Origin of the sequence: Paenarthrobacter sp. 22069 (assembly GCF_052046035.1) — a bacterium.
Lineage (GTDB): Bacteria > Actinomycetota > Actinomycetes > Actinomycetales > Micrococcaceae > Arthrobacter.
Genome location: NZ_JBQEQF010000007.1, coordinates 100,001 through 114,803, shown reverse-complemented (window position 1 = coordinate 114,803; position 14,803 = coordinate 100,001). Strand labels below are relative to the sequence as shown.

Here is a 14,803-nt window from a genome sequence, read left to right as displayed (position 1 = left end):
TCACAGTCCTTCTTTGGCGGATAACTTGGTGTTCTGTGGGGCGGGAGTGAGTTCGGGGGCTATGCCTACGCACAGCCAGGCAGTGATTTGGCGGGCCATGCTTTCCTGGTCCGGTTTCGTGGGGGAGTCCGGGGTTCCCAGCCACTGTTCGCCGGCGTTCCGTACCAGTCCGATGGCTGCCTTGGGCCAGTAGCCGATCAGGGTTTCCGTGGCACCGCCCAAGTGCGAGCGCATGGGCGTGGCGATCATGTCGGCGATGGCGTCAAAGAAATGGCCCAAGGGGCCGCCCGCCGCGGCGGGGTGCGGCGCGCCTGCGGGGTCGGCCGGTGCATAGCTCGTGACGAATGTATAGACGTTGGGGCTGGTGTCTGCCATCTGGAGATAAGCCGAGACCATGGCCAGCAGGCCTTCCCGGGGCGTGAGGGCACTTTGTGCTGCTTCCTGGATGCGGTGCTGCATCTGGCGGAGGACCACTTCGCCCACCGCCTGCTGCAGCCCGGCCTTATCTCCGAAATAGCGGTAGAAGACCGACTTTGACGTACCGGCGGCGCTGGCGATGTCCTCCATGGACGCATCGCTGCCCAGCGCGTGCACCGCACGGCGGGCCTGCCTGATCAGTTCCCTGCGCCGTTCCTCACGGTGGCTCTGCCAGCGCGCCGAACGCCCGTCAGGGCTGGCCGGGGACGGCAGTTCGACGGTCAAAGGCAGGTGCGTGTCCTGAAAGTTCACGATACCCAGCGTATCAGGTACGCTGGGTATCGGTAACCGCATGTGACCAAAGGAGCCATCCATGTCCACAACCGGACAATCCACGCCCGCACCCGACGAAGCAGACGCGCCCGCCGCGGCACGGCGCAGGGCGGTGATCGTCGGCGGCAACAGAATTCCGTTCGCCCGCGCCGGCGGCGCCTACGCCAAGTCGTCCAACCAGGACATGCTGACCGCCGCCCTGGACGGACTGATCGCACGGTTCGGCCTGCAGGACGAACGGATCGGCCAGGTTGCGGCGGGCGCCGTGCTCAAGCACTCTCGCGACTTCAACCTCACCAGGGAAGCAGTCCTCGGATCGGCCCTCTCTGCCGAAACTCCGGTGTACGACCTGCAGCAGGCATGTGCCACTGGCCTTGAAACGGTGGTGGGGCTGTCCAACAAGATCAAGTTGGGGCAGATCGAATCCGGGATTGCGGGCGGCGTCGATTCCGCGTCGGATGCGCCGGTAGTGGTCAGCGAGGGTCTCCGCGAGGTCATCCTCGACCTCAGCCGGGCCAAGTCGCTGCCCCAGCGGCTCCAGATCCTCAGTCGGTTGCGGCCCAAGGACCTGGCACCCCTCGCCCCCGGAACCGCGGAACCACGGACCGGCCTGAGCATGGGTGAGCACCAGGCGCTCACCACGGCGCAGTGGAAGATTTCCCGGGAGGCACAGGACGAACTGGCGCTGAACAGCCACCGCAACCTCGCTGCCGCCTACGACTCGGGGTTCTTTGATGACCTCCTCACCCCCTACCGCGGGCTGACGCGCGATGGCAACCTGCGGGCCGACACGTCGGCGGAGAAACTCGCCGGCCTGAAGCCGGTTTTTGGCCGCAACCTTGGTGCCGATGCAACCATGACGGCGGGCAATTCCACCCCGCTCACTGACGGCGCCTCAACCGTTCTGCTGGCATCCGACGCATGGGCCGACGCCCGGGACCTGCCCAAGCTCGCAGCCGTGGTGGATGCGGAAGCCGCGGCCGTCGACTTTGTCCACGGCAAGGACGGGCTGCTGATGGCCCCCGTGTTCGCTGTGCCCCGGCTCCTGGCCCGCAATGACCTGACGCTGGCCGACTTTGACTTCATCGAAATCCATGAGGCCTTTGCTGCCACCGTCCTCAGCACATTGGCCGCATGGGAAGACGAGGAATTTGGCCGTACCCGCCTGGGCCTTGAGGGCGCATTTGGCAGCATCGACCGTTCCCGCCTTAACGTCAACGGGTCATCGCTGGCAGCAGGCCACCCCTTTGCCGCCACCGGCGGACGCATCGTCGCAACGCTGGCCAAGATGCTGCACGCGAAGGCGGCCTCCACCGGCCGTCCCGCCCGGGGACTGGTGTCGGTGTGCGCAGCCGGCGGCCAGGGCGTCGTCGCGATCCTGGAATCTGTGTAGGGGGACAGTTATGGCAGATAAATACACGCAACTGGTCAACAGCGGCCTGGGCCGCAACCTGGCAAAGAAACTCGGACTCCCGCGACCTGCGGTCCTTCGCCGCTACCAGCCCGGGCAGCCGCTGGTTACCGGCCCCGTCGTCATTCTGGGCGACACCACGGGTGCGGACAAGCTCGCCGCTGAACTATTGTCCTGGGACCTTGACGTCAGGCGGCACGCCGTCCCGGCCGAAAAGCAGGGTGCCATCATCCTGGTCCTCGATGAGCTCGGGCACCCGACGGCCCTGGAAAAGCCCGTTCTCGCAGCGGCCGGTTCCCTCCGGGACCTGCGTCCGGGCGGCAGGGTCATCACCATCTCACGCCCGGCAGCCGAGGCATCCACTCCGGACGCAGCGGCGGCCCGGCAGGGGGTCGACGGCTTCCTGCGGTCACTCGCCAAGGAACTGCGTGCAGGCGCAACCGGCAACGGCGTGCTCCTGGCCGACGGCACCACCTCCACCAGCCCCAGCTCACTGGCCGCCACCCGGTTCTTCCTCTCCGGCCGTTCAGCCTTCGTTGACGGACAGTTCCTGACCGTGTCGACCGGGGACGGCGTGCTGACCGGGAACCCGGAACAGCCGCTCGCCGGGAAGATCGCCGTCGTCACCGGGGCAGCCCGGGGTATCGGTGCCCAGATTGCCCGTACCCTGCACCGCGACGGCGCCACCCTGGTCCTGGTGGACATTCCGGCGGCAGGTGACCAGCTGGCAGCCGTAGCCAACCAGGTAAGGGGCACCGCCCTGCAGTTGGACATAACCGGCGCCGACGCGGGCCGGCGCATCATCGATCATGCCGTACAGCGTCACGGACGGCTGGATATTGTGGTGCACAACGCCGGCGTCACGCGGGACAAGCTCCTGGCGAACATGGACCCGGCACGGTGGAACACCGTCATCAACATCAACATCGCCGCCCAGCTCCGCATCAACGAGGCGCTGCTGGCATCTGACCACTTCCAGCCTTCCCCACGTATTGTTTCAGTTGCCTCCACCAGCGGCATTGCCGGCAACCGGGGGCAGACGAACTACGCAGCATCCAAGGGAGGAGTCATGGGAATGGTGCGGGCCACCTCCCCGCTGATCGCCTCCCGCGGGGGCACCATCAACGCGGTCGCCCCCGGATTCATCGAAACGGAGATGACGGCGCGCATTCCCTTCGCGGTGCGCGAAGTGGCGCGTCGACTGAATTCCCTCCAGCAGGGCGGCCTTCCGTCCGACGTCGCCGAGACCATCGCGTTCCTGGCCAGCGACGCCGCAGGCGGAATCAATGGGGAGGTGCTGCGGGTGTGTGGTCAAAACCTGGTGGGGGCATGACGCTCCAGCAACCGGTGATCCTGGCCGAGATGCCGTCCCTATCGAAGCTTTATGTCAATGCCGCCGCCCAGGCAGCCCGCCGCAGGCTCCTGGGGGCCCATGACGCAGCCGTCCTCCCCACCGACAGCCATGAAGTCAGGGGGGTAACCGTCGGGGTGGAAAACCTCACTGCCTACCAGCACCTGATCGGCGAGACGGCCAGTGACGTATTGCCCGCCGGCTTCATTCACGCCATCGCGTTCCCTCTGGCCATGAGTGTCATGAACCGCGATGACTTCCCGCTGCCGCTGCTGGGGATGATCCATCTCCGCAACAGTGTTGAGCAACGGTCGCCCATCGTCTTCACTGACGCCCTCGACATGACGGCCAGGGTGGAAAACCTCCGCGGCCACCGGGCAGGAACGCAGGTGGATGTCATCGCCGAAGTCCGCCGCGCCGGCTCTCCGGATGTGCACTGGCGGGGGATCTCCACCTACCTGGCAAAGGGCGTGTTCCTGCCGGGGATCGACAAGCCCACCGCCGCCCCGCCCAAGTCCGACTTCACAGCACCTGACCCAACAGCCCTGTGGCATCTGGGCGTGGACACGGGACGTGCCTATGCCGCAGTTTCGGGAGACTTCAATCCGATCCACCTCAGCGTCCTGTCGGCCAAGGCCTTGGGCATGCGCCGTTCCATCGCCCATGGCATGTACCTCGCAGCCCGGGCACTCGCAGACGTAGGCCCGGCCCGCGGCGACTCCTTCACCTGGGACGTGGAGTTCGAAGCCCCGGTGTTCCTGCCGTCCCGGGTTGCTTTGGAAATCGCCACGGACCAGAGCGGTTCAGGGGCGTGGAAGCACTCCACCTTTGTGGCGTGGAACCCGGGCTCCGGCCGGCGCCACTTCAGCGGGATGGTCTCGGCGCTGCAGCCGCAGGATGGCGCTTAGTCCCGAGGGCGGATGGCCCGCAGGATTCTGTGAAGGCTCAGGAGCACCGACTCTGATGCAGGGACGGTGCCCTGCGCCGCCGGCCGTCCGGCGGTGGCGGCCATGCAGGATTCCACCGCTGCCCTGGCGGCAGCGAAGGCATCGTTCCGTTCTTCTTGGTCCCCCTCGGTATCGACTGCCAGCAGCTTGCCGGTGGCGGTGACGGCGTCGGCCAGTGGTCCGTTGTCCTGCAACGGTATGGCATAAGGCGCATCATCCTCATAGATCACATCGGACAGGACGTCGGTCATGTCCTGGATGTGGAAGGTAACGCGTTCGAGGTTCCGCAAGTCGCGGTAGTCCTGGTCGATGTCACGCGGGTGCAGCTTCCGGCGAGGGTTGGCCCGGCGGCTCGCGTCCGCCTCCTTCACCAAATGCCGCACCGACCGTGCCGCCTGAGCCAGTTCATCGGACCTGCGCGACCAGTCCTCGTGTTCGGGAGGCCATTTCTCCTTGAGGGCTGCGCCCATATCCGTGAGTTGCCGGCCAAGGGCCTGGCGTAGGTCGGCCAAACTGGATGCGGCGGCGTTGAGGTGCAGGGGCGGAAAGATCAGGAAATTCACGGCAATGCCCACCCCCACGCCTGCAGCCATTTGCACCAGGTATCCGTACGAAAAATCTTCGGCGTTACTGCCGCCAACCAGCAGAACCAGCAGGGCCGCCGTCGGAATCCAGTCACTGCCTGAACCGATGCCCGGCAACCCGCCCAGCAGGACGCCCACCCCCATGAACACGGCGACTGTGAGCGGTGAAGGCTCGCTGATGCTCACCAGCAGGAAGGCGAGGCCGATTCCCATCGCCAGCCCCGCCAGGGCCTGGGCCCCCTGCTTCACTGACCCGGCCACATTGTGGTACATGGCCACCAGGGCGCCCAACGGGGCGTAGTAGGCGTAGTGCGAAGCCGCCCCCGGCATGAGGGGGGCGATGGCAAACGCCAGCCCTGCGGCTACGGCCGCTTTCCCCGCCAGTTGAAGCCGCTGCGCCGCGAAGGCGGCGGATAGTCCCGCCACCGATTGTTTGAGTAGTTGGGTCCCCCGAGCCCACCGTGCATCCGGACGTGCCTGAGTATTGCCCATCCGGACCACAGTAGGGCCGGGGGACCGTCAGGACAAGCCGGCTGCGGAACGCCGCACTTCGGCGGCCAGACGGTGGGCGCGACCCGGGGTGCGTCCCTCTTCCGCGCGCCGCGGAATGTACCCGAAGCCCAGACCGTACGATGGATCGGCAAAACCCAGGGCCGCGTTGGCCCCTTCATGGCCGAAGGCGCGGTGACTGCCGAAGTTCCGCGAGGGGTGCGGTTTCATGAAGACGACGGCGAATGCGTTGTCGAGGCCGGAGGACCGGTCCAGGCCCCAGACCTGTTCGCGTGTCATGGTCTCTATGGTCCGCGCCTGGAGGAACGGCGCACCACCCTCCACGCCTGTTGTTGCCGCCGCATACAGCCGTGCCAGCCCGTCGGCGGACCCCACCCCGCCGGCAGCGGACATACCTGCCGCCCTGACGGACCGGATGTTCGGCAGTTCCATGATGGTGCTGACCGGGGCGTTGCTGTTCATGCCCTCCAGGCTGAGGGGGTCAACCCATTCCTGGCCTGGAGCGTTGACGTAAAGGACGTCCCGGTATCGCGGCTCCAGGTCCGCCGGCAGCCCGAGGAAGAAATCCACGTCCTGCGCCTTTCGGATCCGCCGGTCGTAGATCTCCTGGAGCGCCTCGCCTGCCGTCCGCCTGCAGAGTTCCTCCATGAGGATTCCGATGGTGAGGGCGTGGTAGCCGAACTGCCGCCCGGGCTCCCACGATGGCCGGGCTGCGGCAAGCCGCCCGGCGGCGGCGGGCGTGGTGAATTCGTCCAGGCCAAACCCGCCCTCGATGCCCATCAGCCCCGCCTGGTGTGACAGCGCCTCCCTGACCAGCAGCCTGCCTTTGCCGTGCACGCCGAATTCCGGCCAGTAGTGGGCCACGGCCTTGTCCAGGTCGAGGAGGCCGTCCTGGACAAGCAGTGCCATGACCATCGCTGCAACGCCCTTTGAGCAGGAGTAGGCACCGGTGAGCGTGTCCGGGGCCATCTCCGGGCCGCCGGTCAGCTGCACGACCGGGATCCCGTTGTGGTACGCGGCAAGCTGTGAACTGTAGCCGGGTTCCTCAGCGAGGAACGACTCAAACAGTGCCAGGACGTTTTCGTACCCGGGCGCCACGAAACCAAGGGAAGTCTGCATGCGTTTCAGTGTAGTAGGAAAGCGATTTCCTCCAACAGCCCGGCGTCAGCGCCCAGCTCCGTGGCCCGCTGAAACTTCCTCGCCTGGCCGGACCGGTCCCGGTGGAGTGCCGTCTCCGAAGGGCCTGCCTCCGAAGGACTCCCGGCCGTGGTCCTCCAGCCATCCACTGAGGTTTGGACCTGCGGGAACGATGCCGGTGGGATTAATGTCCTCGTGGACGATGTAGTAGTGCCGCTTGATCTGCACAAAGTCGATCGTGTCTCCAAAACCAGGCGTCTGGAACAAATCCCGCGCGTATCCCCACAGGTTGGGCATCTCGCTCAGCTTCTGCCGGTTGCACTTGAAGTGTCCATGGTAGACGGGATCGAACCTGGCCAGAGTGGTGAAGAGGCGTACATCCGCCTCGGTGATGGTGTCGCCCACCAGGTAGCGCTGGCGTGACAGGCGGTCCTCAAGCCAGTCCATGGCAGCCCAAAGCCGACCGTACGCTGCGTCGTAGGCCTCCTGCGAGCCAGCGAAGCCGCAGCGGTAGACGCCGTTGTTCACTTCGGTGAAGACGCGCCTGTTGACCTGGTCGATTTCCGTGCGGAGGTGCTCGGGGTAGAGCTGCGGTGCGCCCGGGCGGTGGAACTCTGTCCACTCCGTCGAAAAGTCCAGGGTGATCTGGGGGAAATTGTTGGTCACCACTTCACCGCTGTGCACGTCCACGATGGCAGGTACCGTGATTCCGCGTGGGTAGCCGGGGAAACGCTTGAAGTAGGCCTCCTGGAGGCGCTCTATGCCGAGGACGGGGTCCACGCCGCCGGGATCAAGGTCGAACGTCCATGAGCGGGCGTCGTGCGTTGGGCCGGGCTGGCCCAGGGAGATGACTTCCTCCAGCCCCAGCAGGCGTCTGACGATTACGGTGCGGTTTGCCCAAGGGCAGGCACGGGCTGCGATGAGGCGGTAGCGTCCGGCTTCCACCGGCCACCCCGGCTCGCCGTTGCTGCCGGGCGAGGCATTTCGGGTGATGCGGTCCTCAATGTAATTGGTGTCACGCGTAAATTCAGCGCCGCCTGTGACATATGCCCCACGGGTGCTGTGGCCGTCGGCGGTTCCGGTCGCTGCGGAGGTGCTGTCAGTTTCCTGGCTCATGTCCCAAGCCTAAGCGCGTCCTTCACCATCTAGGCGCCGTCGTGCAGAATTGCCCAGATGGGCTGCCAGGCCGCGAGCCAGGATGCTGCCACGAGGAGTGTGAACAACGCAATCCAGATGCCCGACGGCACAGAGGTGGCGCGGTACAGGAGGTAGGCGTCTGAGCTGGCGAGGCGGTCGCGGTGGCGGACGTGGACCTGGGCAAGTTTCAGGAGGTCGCGGACGGCAGCGACCAGCAGGGCAATTCCCAGGATGACGGCCACGTGCCCTGCGGCTGCGGCAGGTGCAAGGAGCGCGGGGAGGGCGGTCCCGGCAATGGCGGCGATGGTGATGGCGAAACCGGCAATGTTCCGGAGGAAGAGGAGCGACACGGCCAGGACCAGCGCGCTGGCCGCCATGGCTGCGGTTCCCCAGCCGTTGAGGCCGCACCATACGAAGGCTGCACCGACCAGTGCCGGGACCGGGTACCCCCAAAAGCAGGACCAGGCGGCGGCCATCCTGCTGCGGCCGTACGTGGTGGTGGTTCCGGAATGGTCGAGCCGCAGCCGGATCCCGGACAGCCGCTGCCCCGATGTAACAGCCGCAAACGCATGGCCCAGTTCATGGGTGGCGGTGGCGATCAGACCAAAGTATCGCCAGCTGCGGGCGGGGATGGAAAGGACGACGGCGGCAGCCAGGGACAGCAGCATTTCAAGCCACGTGATGTTGGGCACGTCTGCGTGCTTGAACAGGGAACCGAGGATGTTCCATGCGCTCGCGGCGCCGTTCATGCTGCCTCCTGGCTACTGATTGGCGTCATAGGTACCGCATAACGCTATGCCCCGCAGCTGGGCGGAACCTCAACGGTCGGACCGGACCGGACTCTTGCTAACAGGTCTGGGACTATTAATAAGGAAAGGCACGCCGGGTGCGGCGTGCCTTTCCTTGGGGGAACGTGCGTCCCCTGGTGACGCTTGGTGGTCAGCCTTCGCACTCGGTGCAGTAGCTGTGTCCATCCTTCTGCCGGGCGATCTGCGACCGGTGGCGGACCAGGAAGCAGGAGTAGCAGGTGAACTCATCCTCAGCCTGCGGGATGACCTGGACTACGAGCTCCTCGGCGACGAATTCGCCGCCAGGGACGCCGGCGCCGTCCAGCCCGTCAGCTTCGTCCAACTCCTGCACAACACTGCGGGCGTCGGGAGCATTTGCTGACTGGAGCTGCTCGAGTGAGTTGTCCTGCGATTCCTTGACGTCGGAACGCAGTTCATCGTAATCGGTTGCCACTTTAGGTGCTTCTCTTTTCTTTGATTGGCTGTCGGGTATGAAACGTACAGCATCGGGGCGGTATTCCCCAACAGGAAGCGTAGATCTGTCAATGATTGGGTACAGGTTCAAGGGGGCAGACGCACGCTGGTGACGTCGGTCTGGCTGGACAGGCAGCGGGGTGCTGTCTCCTGTGCATGACGGAAGGGGCAGGTTTTGGAGCAACTGACCGCGGAGTTTGGTGGTGCCGGACAGATTGGTATGGGCGTAGGTCCCGTGCTGGAGAAGTTCAACTCCGTTTCCCGGATTGCCGTGCTGCGCGGCGGGGGCCTGGGGGACCTGATCTTCGCCATTCCGGCAATGGCTGCGCTGAAGGCCGCCTATCCGGCCGCCAGCATCACGCTGCTGGGCACTCCCATTCATAAGGCGCTGCTGGAGGCGGTAAAGAGCCCGGTGGATGACGTCGTGGTCCTGCCGTTTGCCGAGGGAGTCCGGCCGGGGGAGGAGGACGAGGCCGGGCTGGACGTCTTCTTTACCGACATGCGGGCCCGGAACTTCGACCTGGCCGTCCAGCTTCACGGCGGGGGACGGTACTCCAATCCCTTCCTGCTTCGGCTGGGCGCCCGCCATACAGTCGGTACCCGCACGGCCGACGCAGCGAGCCTTGAGCGCACCATGCCCTACCTCTACTACCAGCACGAGCCCCTGAGGGCACTTGAGGTTGCCGGGTTCGCCGGAGCCTTCCCGGTAGACCTTGAAGCGAGGCTGGCACCGGCAGACACGGCAGCGCCGGGCGCTGCCGATGGCGCCGGCGCGCAGCCGCTGGTGGTAGTCCATCCGGGCGCGACCGACCCCCGTCGTCGATGGCCCGCGGAAAGGTTCGCCGAACTGGCTTCCGCGTGCGCGGCGGACGGCTCCCACGTAGCCATCATCGGCGACGGCAGCGAGCAGGAGTTGGCGGAGCGGGTTGCGGCGCTGGCGGCGTCGGCGGATGTCCGGTCCCTGGCCGGCGCCCTGGACATGGGGGGCCTTGTGCGGCTGCTGGCGAGGGCTGACGTCGTGGTGGCGAACGACAGCGGGCCCCGTCATCTTGCGCAGGCACTCGGTGTGCCCACTGTCGGTATTTTCTGGGCGGGCAACGTGATCAACGCCGGAGCCCTGGGCAGGAGCCTTCACCGCCTGCACGCCTCGTGGGTCACGGTCTGCCCCACGTGCGGCATCGACGTGACGCAGGTCGGGTGGACGGCGCCGCGCTGCGTCCATGACGATTCGGTCGTTGCAGGGATTGACGTCCAGGATGTCTACGAAGACGTGCGCAGCCTCGCCGCCACGGCATTCGCAAGGCAGGATGCATGAGCGGCACAGAAACCATGGCGGCCTCAGACGAACCCATTGCCGCCGATGGCAAACCCGAGCTCCTGGTGCTGCGCGCCTTGAAGCTGGGCGACCTTCTGGTTGCCGTACCTGCATTGAAAGGGATCCGGCGGGCTTTTCCGGAGCATCGGCTTCGCTACGCGGCGCAGGGGTGGCTGTCGGACGCGCTGGGGCTGGTGGGCGGCTATGAGCTGCTGCCCACGCACGGCCTGGATGAACCGCTGGCCATGGATCCCGGTGTGGTGGACGTGGCCGTCAACCTGCACGGCAGTGGCCCGGAGAGCCAGGGCCGGATCGACGCATTGAAGGCCCGCCGGACCGTGGGTCACCGCGGTCTGCACCGGGACGGGCCGCCGTGGCGGCCGGAACTGCACGAGCGCGAACGGTGGGTGCGGCTTCTGGAATGGCACGGCATCGAGGCGGATCCGCTGGACGTCCAGTTGCACAGGCCCCACGTGCCCAGCCGGGTCCCGGGCGCAACTGTTTTGCACGTGGGGGCGGCGTACGGCAGCAGGCTCTGGCCGGTGGAACGTTTTGCGGCGGTGGCGTCTGCGCTCTCGGAAGCCGGACATCAGGTGGTGTTCACGGGTGGAAAGTCCGAACGGGAACGCGCTGTGGAAGTGTGCCGCCTGGCAGGGCTTCCGGGAACTGCCATGTTGGCCGGCGTCCTGGGCCTTGGCGAGTTCGCTGCCACTGTCGCCGCCGCGCGCCTGGTGGTCTCGGCTGACACGGGCGCCGCGCACCTGGCATCCGCGTACGGGACTCCCTCGGTGGTTCTTTTTGGCCCGGCGCCGCCGGAAATCTGGGGCCCCCCGCCCGGGCCGCATGTCGTCCTGACCCGAGCAGACCTTCGGCGTGGCGATACCTTTGCAGTCGAGCCGGATCCTGCCCTGCTCGGCGTGCAGGTGCCCGATGTCATGGCTGCCGTCAGGGACCTGGGAGTGCTGTAGGGGCTGCGGGTTCGGCGCTGATTGATGTGGTTCTGCGGGGGTTGGCCGCGCTGCCTGGGGCCTAAAATTGGTGCATGAGCACTGAGCTGGAAATTGCTTTGGTGTTGGGGACGGCGTTCCTGTGGGTGGCTGTCACGTTGGCTATCCTGTCCGCCATCGACCGCCCCGAACGGAAGGCACGCCGGCGCGAACGGCATGAGCGCCGGATGGAGAAGCGGCGGATTGAGTACCGTCCGGTCGCCGCCGCGGGGTCCCATCTGCAGGGACGGACCCGCCATCCCAGGCCCCACAGGTTCCACCTGCACTGACGACGCCGGAACCCTGCGCAGGTGCATCGGCTTGGGGCCGTGTTCCGGGGATGGCCGCGGGAGGAGACGGCCGGCGTCGTAAGTTCCCTTCCGGCCGACCACTCTGCGGCGGCCGCTTCGTCAAGTCTTGACGGACGGCGCCGGAAGCCCGACACTTTCCCGATGGGAGTGAACGAAGAGTTGCGGGCGCTTAGCGACGTCGTTGACCGGCTTTCGGTGAAGTTTCCTGCCCTGCCGCGGGAACACATCGAGGATGTGGTCCAGGAGGAACACAGTCTCCTGGATGCGGGACGTGTCCGCGCCTTTGTTCCGGTCCTGGTGGAGCACGCCGCCAGGGACCGCCTGTCCCGCTGAGGCCCGGGGGCGTCAGGGCGCCGGCGCGACGTCGATGAGTACCTTCCCCACGGTTCCCTGTTCCACTGCGTCATGGGCCGCGGCAGTCTCTTCAAGGCCGAACCGCGTCAGCGGGAGCCCGTGTTCTTCGCCAACCTGCAGGGCACCGGCGGCGAGCGCCCCGCCCACAGCGGCGACAGCGTCCTGTTTCTGCCGGTCTGTCACCGTGTAGGTGAGGATGAACTGGTAGCGGACGTTCCCGGTCATGCTCTCCCGGATCGGTACACTAAGGGATTCCCCGGGGTTGGCCGCGTAGATTGAGATCGTTCCCCCGGGCTTGAGCACCTGCAGGTCGGTCTCGAGGTTGGCGGGCGCGTTCACGTCCACGATGATGTCAACGCCATCCGGCACGGCATCACGGACCGCACGGACGACGTCGTCCTGCCGGTAGTTGATGATCTTCTGCGCGCCGGCACGGCGGGCAAGTTCCGACTTTCGGTCCCCGCTGACTGTGGTGATGACGTTGGCGCCTGCCCAGCGGGCGAGCTGAATGGCCGCATGGCCCACGGCTCCTGCGCCGCCGGTGACCAGGACGGCACGCCCTGCCAGGGACCCGGGGGAGAGCCTGGCAGGCCCCTCCTCGATGGCAGTCAAGGCCCGGTGCGCGGTCAGCGCCGGAATTCCCAGGGATGCCCCAGTGTCGAAGGACTCCGCGGCGGGGAGCGGCACGACTTTGTGTGTTGGCACCGTTACGTATTCCTGGGCTGTTCCTTCGTTGCCGCCCCATGCCACATCCCAAAGCCAGACGCGGTCTCCTGTCCTGGGATTCTCCACTCCCGGGCCCACGGCATCGACCACACCGGCGCCGTCCTGGTTGGGGACCTTGGGGGCGTCCAGCTGCCGGCTACCGCTTCCGGCCCGCGACTTCCAGTCGGTGGGGTTGACCCCGGACACCACCAGCCGGACCCGGACTTCACCGGGGCCGGGGTCCGTCAGCGCCTTGTCCTGGAGCCTGAGGACGGATGAGGGACCCGTTGCTTCGTACACCATTGCTTTCATGATTTCTCCCCGGTCAAAGACGTGATGTGGCGTTACGCCTTCAACCTACCCAAAACCGGCCGGCCGCCCTTCGCCGCCAGGCCGTGGACGGCGGCCTGACAGCCACGATGCCCGGCTAGAAGCGGTCTGTTCCGCGGAGATTGCGCGGGCGGCCGTCCGGGTCAACGATGAAACGGCACAGTGGGTCGGCCCAGAGACGTTGCAGGAACGGGACAGCCTGCGGGACGTGGTGGCGCACCTGACCGGCAGGGCGTGTCCCGCCGCCGCTCCGGTGCCATTCGTCCAGGGCGTCAGCGGTTTTGTTCCACAGCTCCAGTCCCGGCCACGCGGACTGGAGCGCAGGGTGGCCCTCCTCCAGGCCAAGGTGTTCGGCCCAGAGCTGCATCCTCAGTTCCCTGGCAAGCGGCCCGGACGGGGAAGCGCCGTTGCCTGCCGTGTGCAGGTCTTCGCCGGACATGTCGACCACGGCGCAGGTGAGTTCGCTGTCGGTGGTCCAGGACCGCCGGTTGAAGTTGTCAGATCCGCAGGTGAACCAGGTGTCATCGATGATGCAGATCTTGGCGTGGACGTAGATGGGCGTTCCCTGGCCGTTTTCCAGGTCGAACACTCCCACCCTCCCGGGCGCGGCCTGGCGGAGCATGCTGATCGCCCGGATTTGCGCCAGCCGCTTGGGCGGCCCGGCAAAAAAGCCGTCGGAGTCCGGGTACCTCGGGACCACGATGATCACATTCAGGCCGGGGCTGTCCTTCAGTGCGGACGCGATTCCCGCTGCGACCTCTGTCGACCACAGGTACTGGTCCTCGATGTAGATCAGCGACCGGGCCTGGGCGAAGGCTTTTGCGTAGGCGCGCGCTATGGATCGTTCTCCCGCGGGCGCGAAGGGGAACGGTGGGTGCTTGTGGCCGTAGGTGCGCAGCAGCTGGACGGCGTGGGGCCCGGCGGCCGGGGGTGGGGGAGCGGTCTCCGGCAGTGGTTTGGGATGGCGGGGCATGCGGGCCAGGCGCTGCAGCAACATCCTGTAGGGCGTATGCCGGTCCAGCGGATGGGGGTCGTTCCACCGTTCCGCAAAGACCGCCAGGACGTCAGCAACCACCGGTCCACGCAGTTCGAGGGCTGCATCGTGCCATGGGGGCTTCTTGCCGTACCGGGCGTCCATCGTGACCGCCTGCGGATCCCCGGCGTGCCCTGCATCGTCCCGGCGGCTGTGGGACAGGTCGAGCCCACCGACGAATGCCACATCGCGGGAGGGGTCGTCGCGGCGGCGGATCACCAGCAGTTTCTGGTGATGGCAACCGAAAAGACGGACGCGCTGGTCCAGGAGCGCTTCACCGCCGGAGTCGTTGATTTGCCGGCTGAGGTGCTCGTTGGAGCGTCCGCTGATCGGGGCGGACACGCGTTCGCCGTGGGATCTCCAGACAAGGCCCCGCACTTCGACGCCGGACCGGGACAACTGCGCCAGCAGCCCCCCGATCGAGGTTCCCCCGGGTTCCAGTTGCTCGTCAGCGTCACCCCGCCAGTCGGTGAACCACACCCGGTCCCCGGGCTGCAGGGCGGACAGCTCCTCGTGCAGCCTTGAAAAGTAGGTTGCGCCGTGGACCAAGGGGCGCACCAGGTTGCCTTCAGACCATGACGGGGATCCTGCACCGCCCATTTGGACGTCGGATGCCGGGTTTCCCCGCTCAAGCCGGTTCAGGAACCACTTACCAGCGGTACTGTCCACCTGGCGCTCCT

The 14,803-nt window shown here is 66.6% G+C and carries 15 protein-coding genes; 7 read left to right on the top strand and 8 right to left on the bottom strand.

Annotated elements, in window-relative coordinates:
- Positions 1 to 771, bottom strand: a complete 771-nt coding sequence (locus ACTJK0_RS07615; protein ID WP_440744776.1) for a TetR/AcrR family transcriptional regulator — start codon at positions 769 to 771, stop codon at positions 1 to 3.
- Positions 772 to 790: 19 nt separating this feature from the next.
- Between ACTJK0_RS07615 and ACTJK0_RS07610 the strand changes: the two genes are divergently transcribed.
- Genes ACTJK0_RS07610 through ACTJK0_RS07600 form a run of 3 tightly spaced genes read left to right on the top strand, consistent with a single transcriptional unit; the run spans position 791 to position 4,420 of the window.
- Positions 791 to 2,143, top strand: a complete 1,353-nt coding sequence (locus ACTJK0_RS07610) for an acetyl-CoA C-acetyltransferase (protein WP_440744775.1) — start codon at positions 791 to 793, stop codon at positions 2,141 to 2,143.
- A gap of 10 nt (positions 2,144 to 2,153) precedes the next feature.
- Positions 2,154 to 3,494 carry a 3-oxoacyl-ACP reductase gene (locus ACTJK0_RS07605; RefSeq protein WP_440744774.1) on the top strand — a complete coding sequence of 447 codons (1,341 nt, stop codon included), beginning with the start codon at positions 2,154 to 2,156 and terminating at the stop codon, positions 3,492 to 3,494.
- On the top strand, positions 3,491 to 4,420 hold the full coding sequence (locus ACTJK0_RS07600) for a MaoC family dehydratase (RefSeq protein ID WP_440744773.1): 930 nt from the start codon (positions 3,491 to 3,493) through the stop codon (positions 4,418 to 4,420). Before ACTJK0_RS07605 ends, ACTJK0_RS07600 begins: the two co-directional genes overlap by 4 nt.
- Here ACTJK0_RS07600 and ACTJK0_RS07595 read toward each other — a convergent pair.
- The 5 genes from ACTJK0_RS07595 to ACTJK0_RS07575 form a co-directional block, all read right to left on the bottom strand.
- Positions 4,417 to 5,469 (bottom strand): FUSC family protein, encoded by a 1,053-nt coding sequence (locus ACTJK0_RS07595; RefSeq protein ID WP_440744772.1) that lies wholly within the window; start codon positions 5,467 to 5,469, stop codon positions 4,417 to 4,419. The genes ACTJK0_RS07600 and ACTJK0_RS07595 overlap by 4 nt on opposite strands.
- Before the next feature lie 93 nt (positions 5,470 to 5,562).
- A complete protein-coding gene (locus ACTJK0_RS07590; RefSeq protein ID WP_440744771.1) occupies positions 5,563 to 6,672 on the bottom strand; it encodes a serine hydrolase domain-containing protein in 1,110 nt (369 codons plus the stop codon).
- A gap of 45 nt (positions 6,673 to 6,717) precedes the next feature.
- Entirely contained in the window at positions 6,718 to 7,806 is a 1,089-nt protein-coding gene (locus tag ACTJK0_RS07585; protein WP_440744770.1) for a glutathione S-transferase family protein, read from the bottom strand.
- A 29-nt stretch (positions 7,807 to 7,835) separates the two neighbouring features.
- Positions 7,836 to 8,576, bottom strand: a complete 741-nt coding sequence (locus ACTJK0_RS07580) for a M50 family metallopeptidase (RefSeq protein ID WP_440744769.1) — start codon at positions 8,574 to 8,576, stop codon at positions 7,836 to 7,838.
- 190 nt (positions 8,577 to 8,766) lie between these two features.
- Positions 8,767 to 9,069, bottom strand: a complete 303-nt coding sequence (locus tag ACTJK0_RS07575; protein WP_018761323.1) for a DUF4193 domain-containing protein — start codon at positions 9,067 to 9,069, stop codon at positions 8,767 to 8,769.
- Between the two features lie 195 nt (positions 9,070 to 9,264).
- Between ACTJK0_RS07575 and ACTJK0_RS07570 the strand changes: the two genes are divergently transcribed.
- The 4 genes from ACTJK0_RS07570 (at position 9,265) to ACTJK0_RS07555 (ending at position 12,034) form a co-directional block, all read left to right on the top strand.
- Positions 9,265 to 10,404 carry a glycosyltransferase family 9 protein gene (locus tag ACTJK0_RS07570; protein ID WP_440744768.1) on the top strand — a complete coding sequence of 380 codons (1,140 nt, stop codon included), beginning with the start codon at positions 9,265 to 9,267 and terminating at the stop codon, positions 10,402 to 10,404.
- Positions 10,401 to 11,372, top strand: a complete 972-nt coding sequence (locus tag ACTJK0_RS07565; RefSeq protein ID WP_440744767.1) for a glycosyltransferase family 9 protein — start codon at positions 10,401 to 10,403, stop codon at positions 11,370 to 11,372. Before ACTJK0_RS07570 ends, ACTJK0_RS07565 begins: the two co-directional genes overlap by 4 nt.
- Positions 11,373 to 11,446: 74 nt before the next feature.
- Complete coding sequence (locus ACTJK0_RS07560; protein WP_440744766.1) at positions 11,447 to 11,680, top strand: hypothetical protein; 234 nt, start codon at positions 11,447 to 11,449, stop codon at positions 11,678 to 11,680.
- Between the two features lie 162 nt (positions 11,681 to 11,842).
- On the top strand, positions 11,843 to 12,034 hold the full coding sequence (locus ACTJK0_RS07555; RefSeq protein ID WP_110543020.1) for a three-helix bundle dimerization domain-containing protein: 192 nt from the start codon (positions 11,843 to 11,845) through the stop codon (positions 12,032 to 12,034).
- A gap of 12 nt (positions 12,035 to 12,046) precedes the next feature.
- On the opposite strand, the gene ACTJK0_RS07550 is transcribed toward ACTJK0_RS07555, so the two are convergent.
- Together ACTJK0_RS07550 and ACTJK0_RS07545 are read right to left on the bottom strand one after the other, a co-directional pair.
- Complete coding sequence (locus ACTJK0_RS07550; protein WP_440744765.1) at positions 12,047 to 13,072, bottom strand: NADPH:quinone reductase; 1,026 nt, start codon at positions 13,070 to 13,072, stop codon at positions 12,047 to 12,049.
- 115 nt (positions 13,073 to 13,187) lie between these two features.
- Positions 13,188 to 14,792: a phospholipase D family protein gene (locus tag ACTJK0_RS07545; protein ID WP_440744764.1), complete on the bottom strand. Its 1,605-nt coding sequence runs from the start codon at positions 14,790 to 14,792 to the stop codon at positions 13,188 to 13,190.
- Positions 14,793 to 14,803 lie beyond the last annotated feature (11 nt).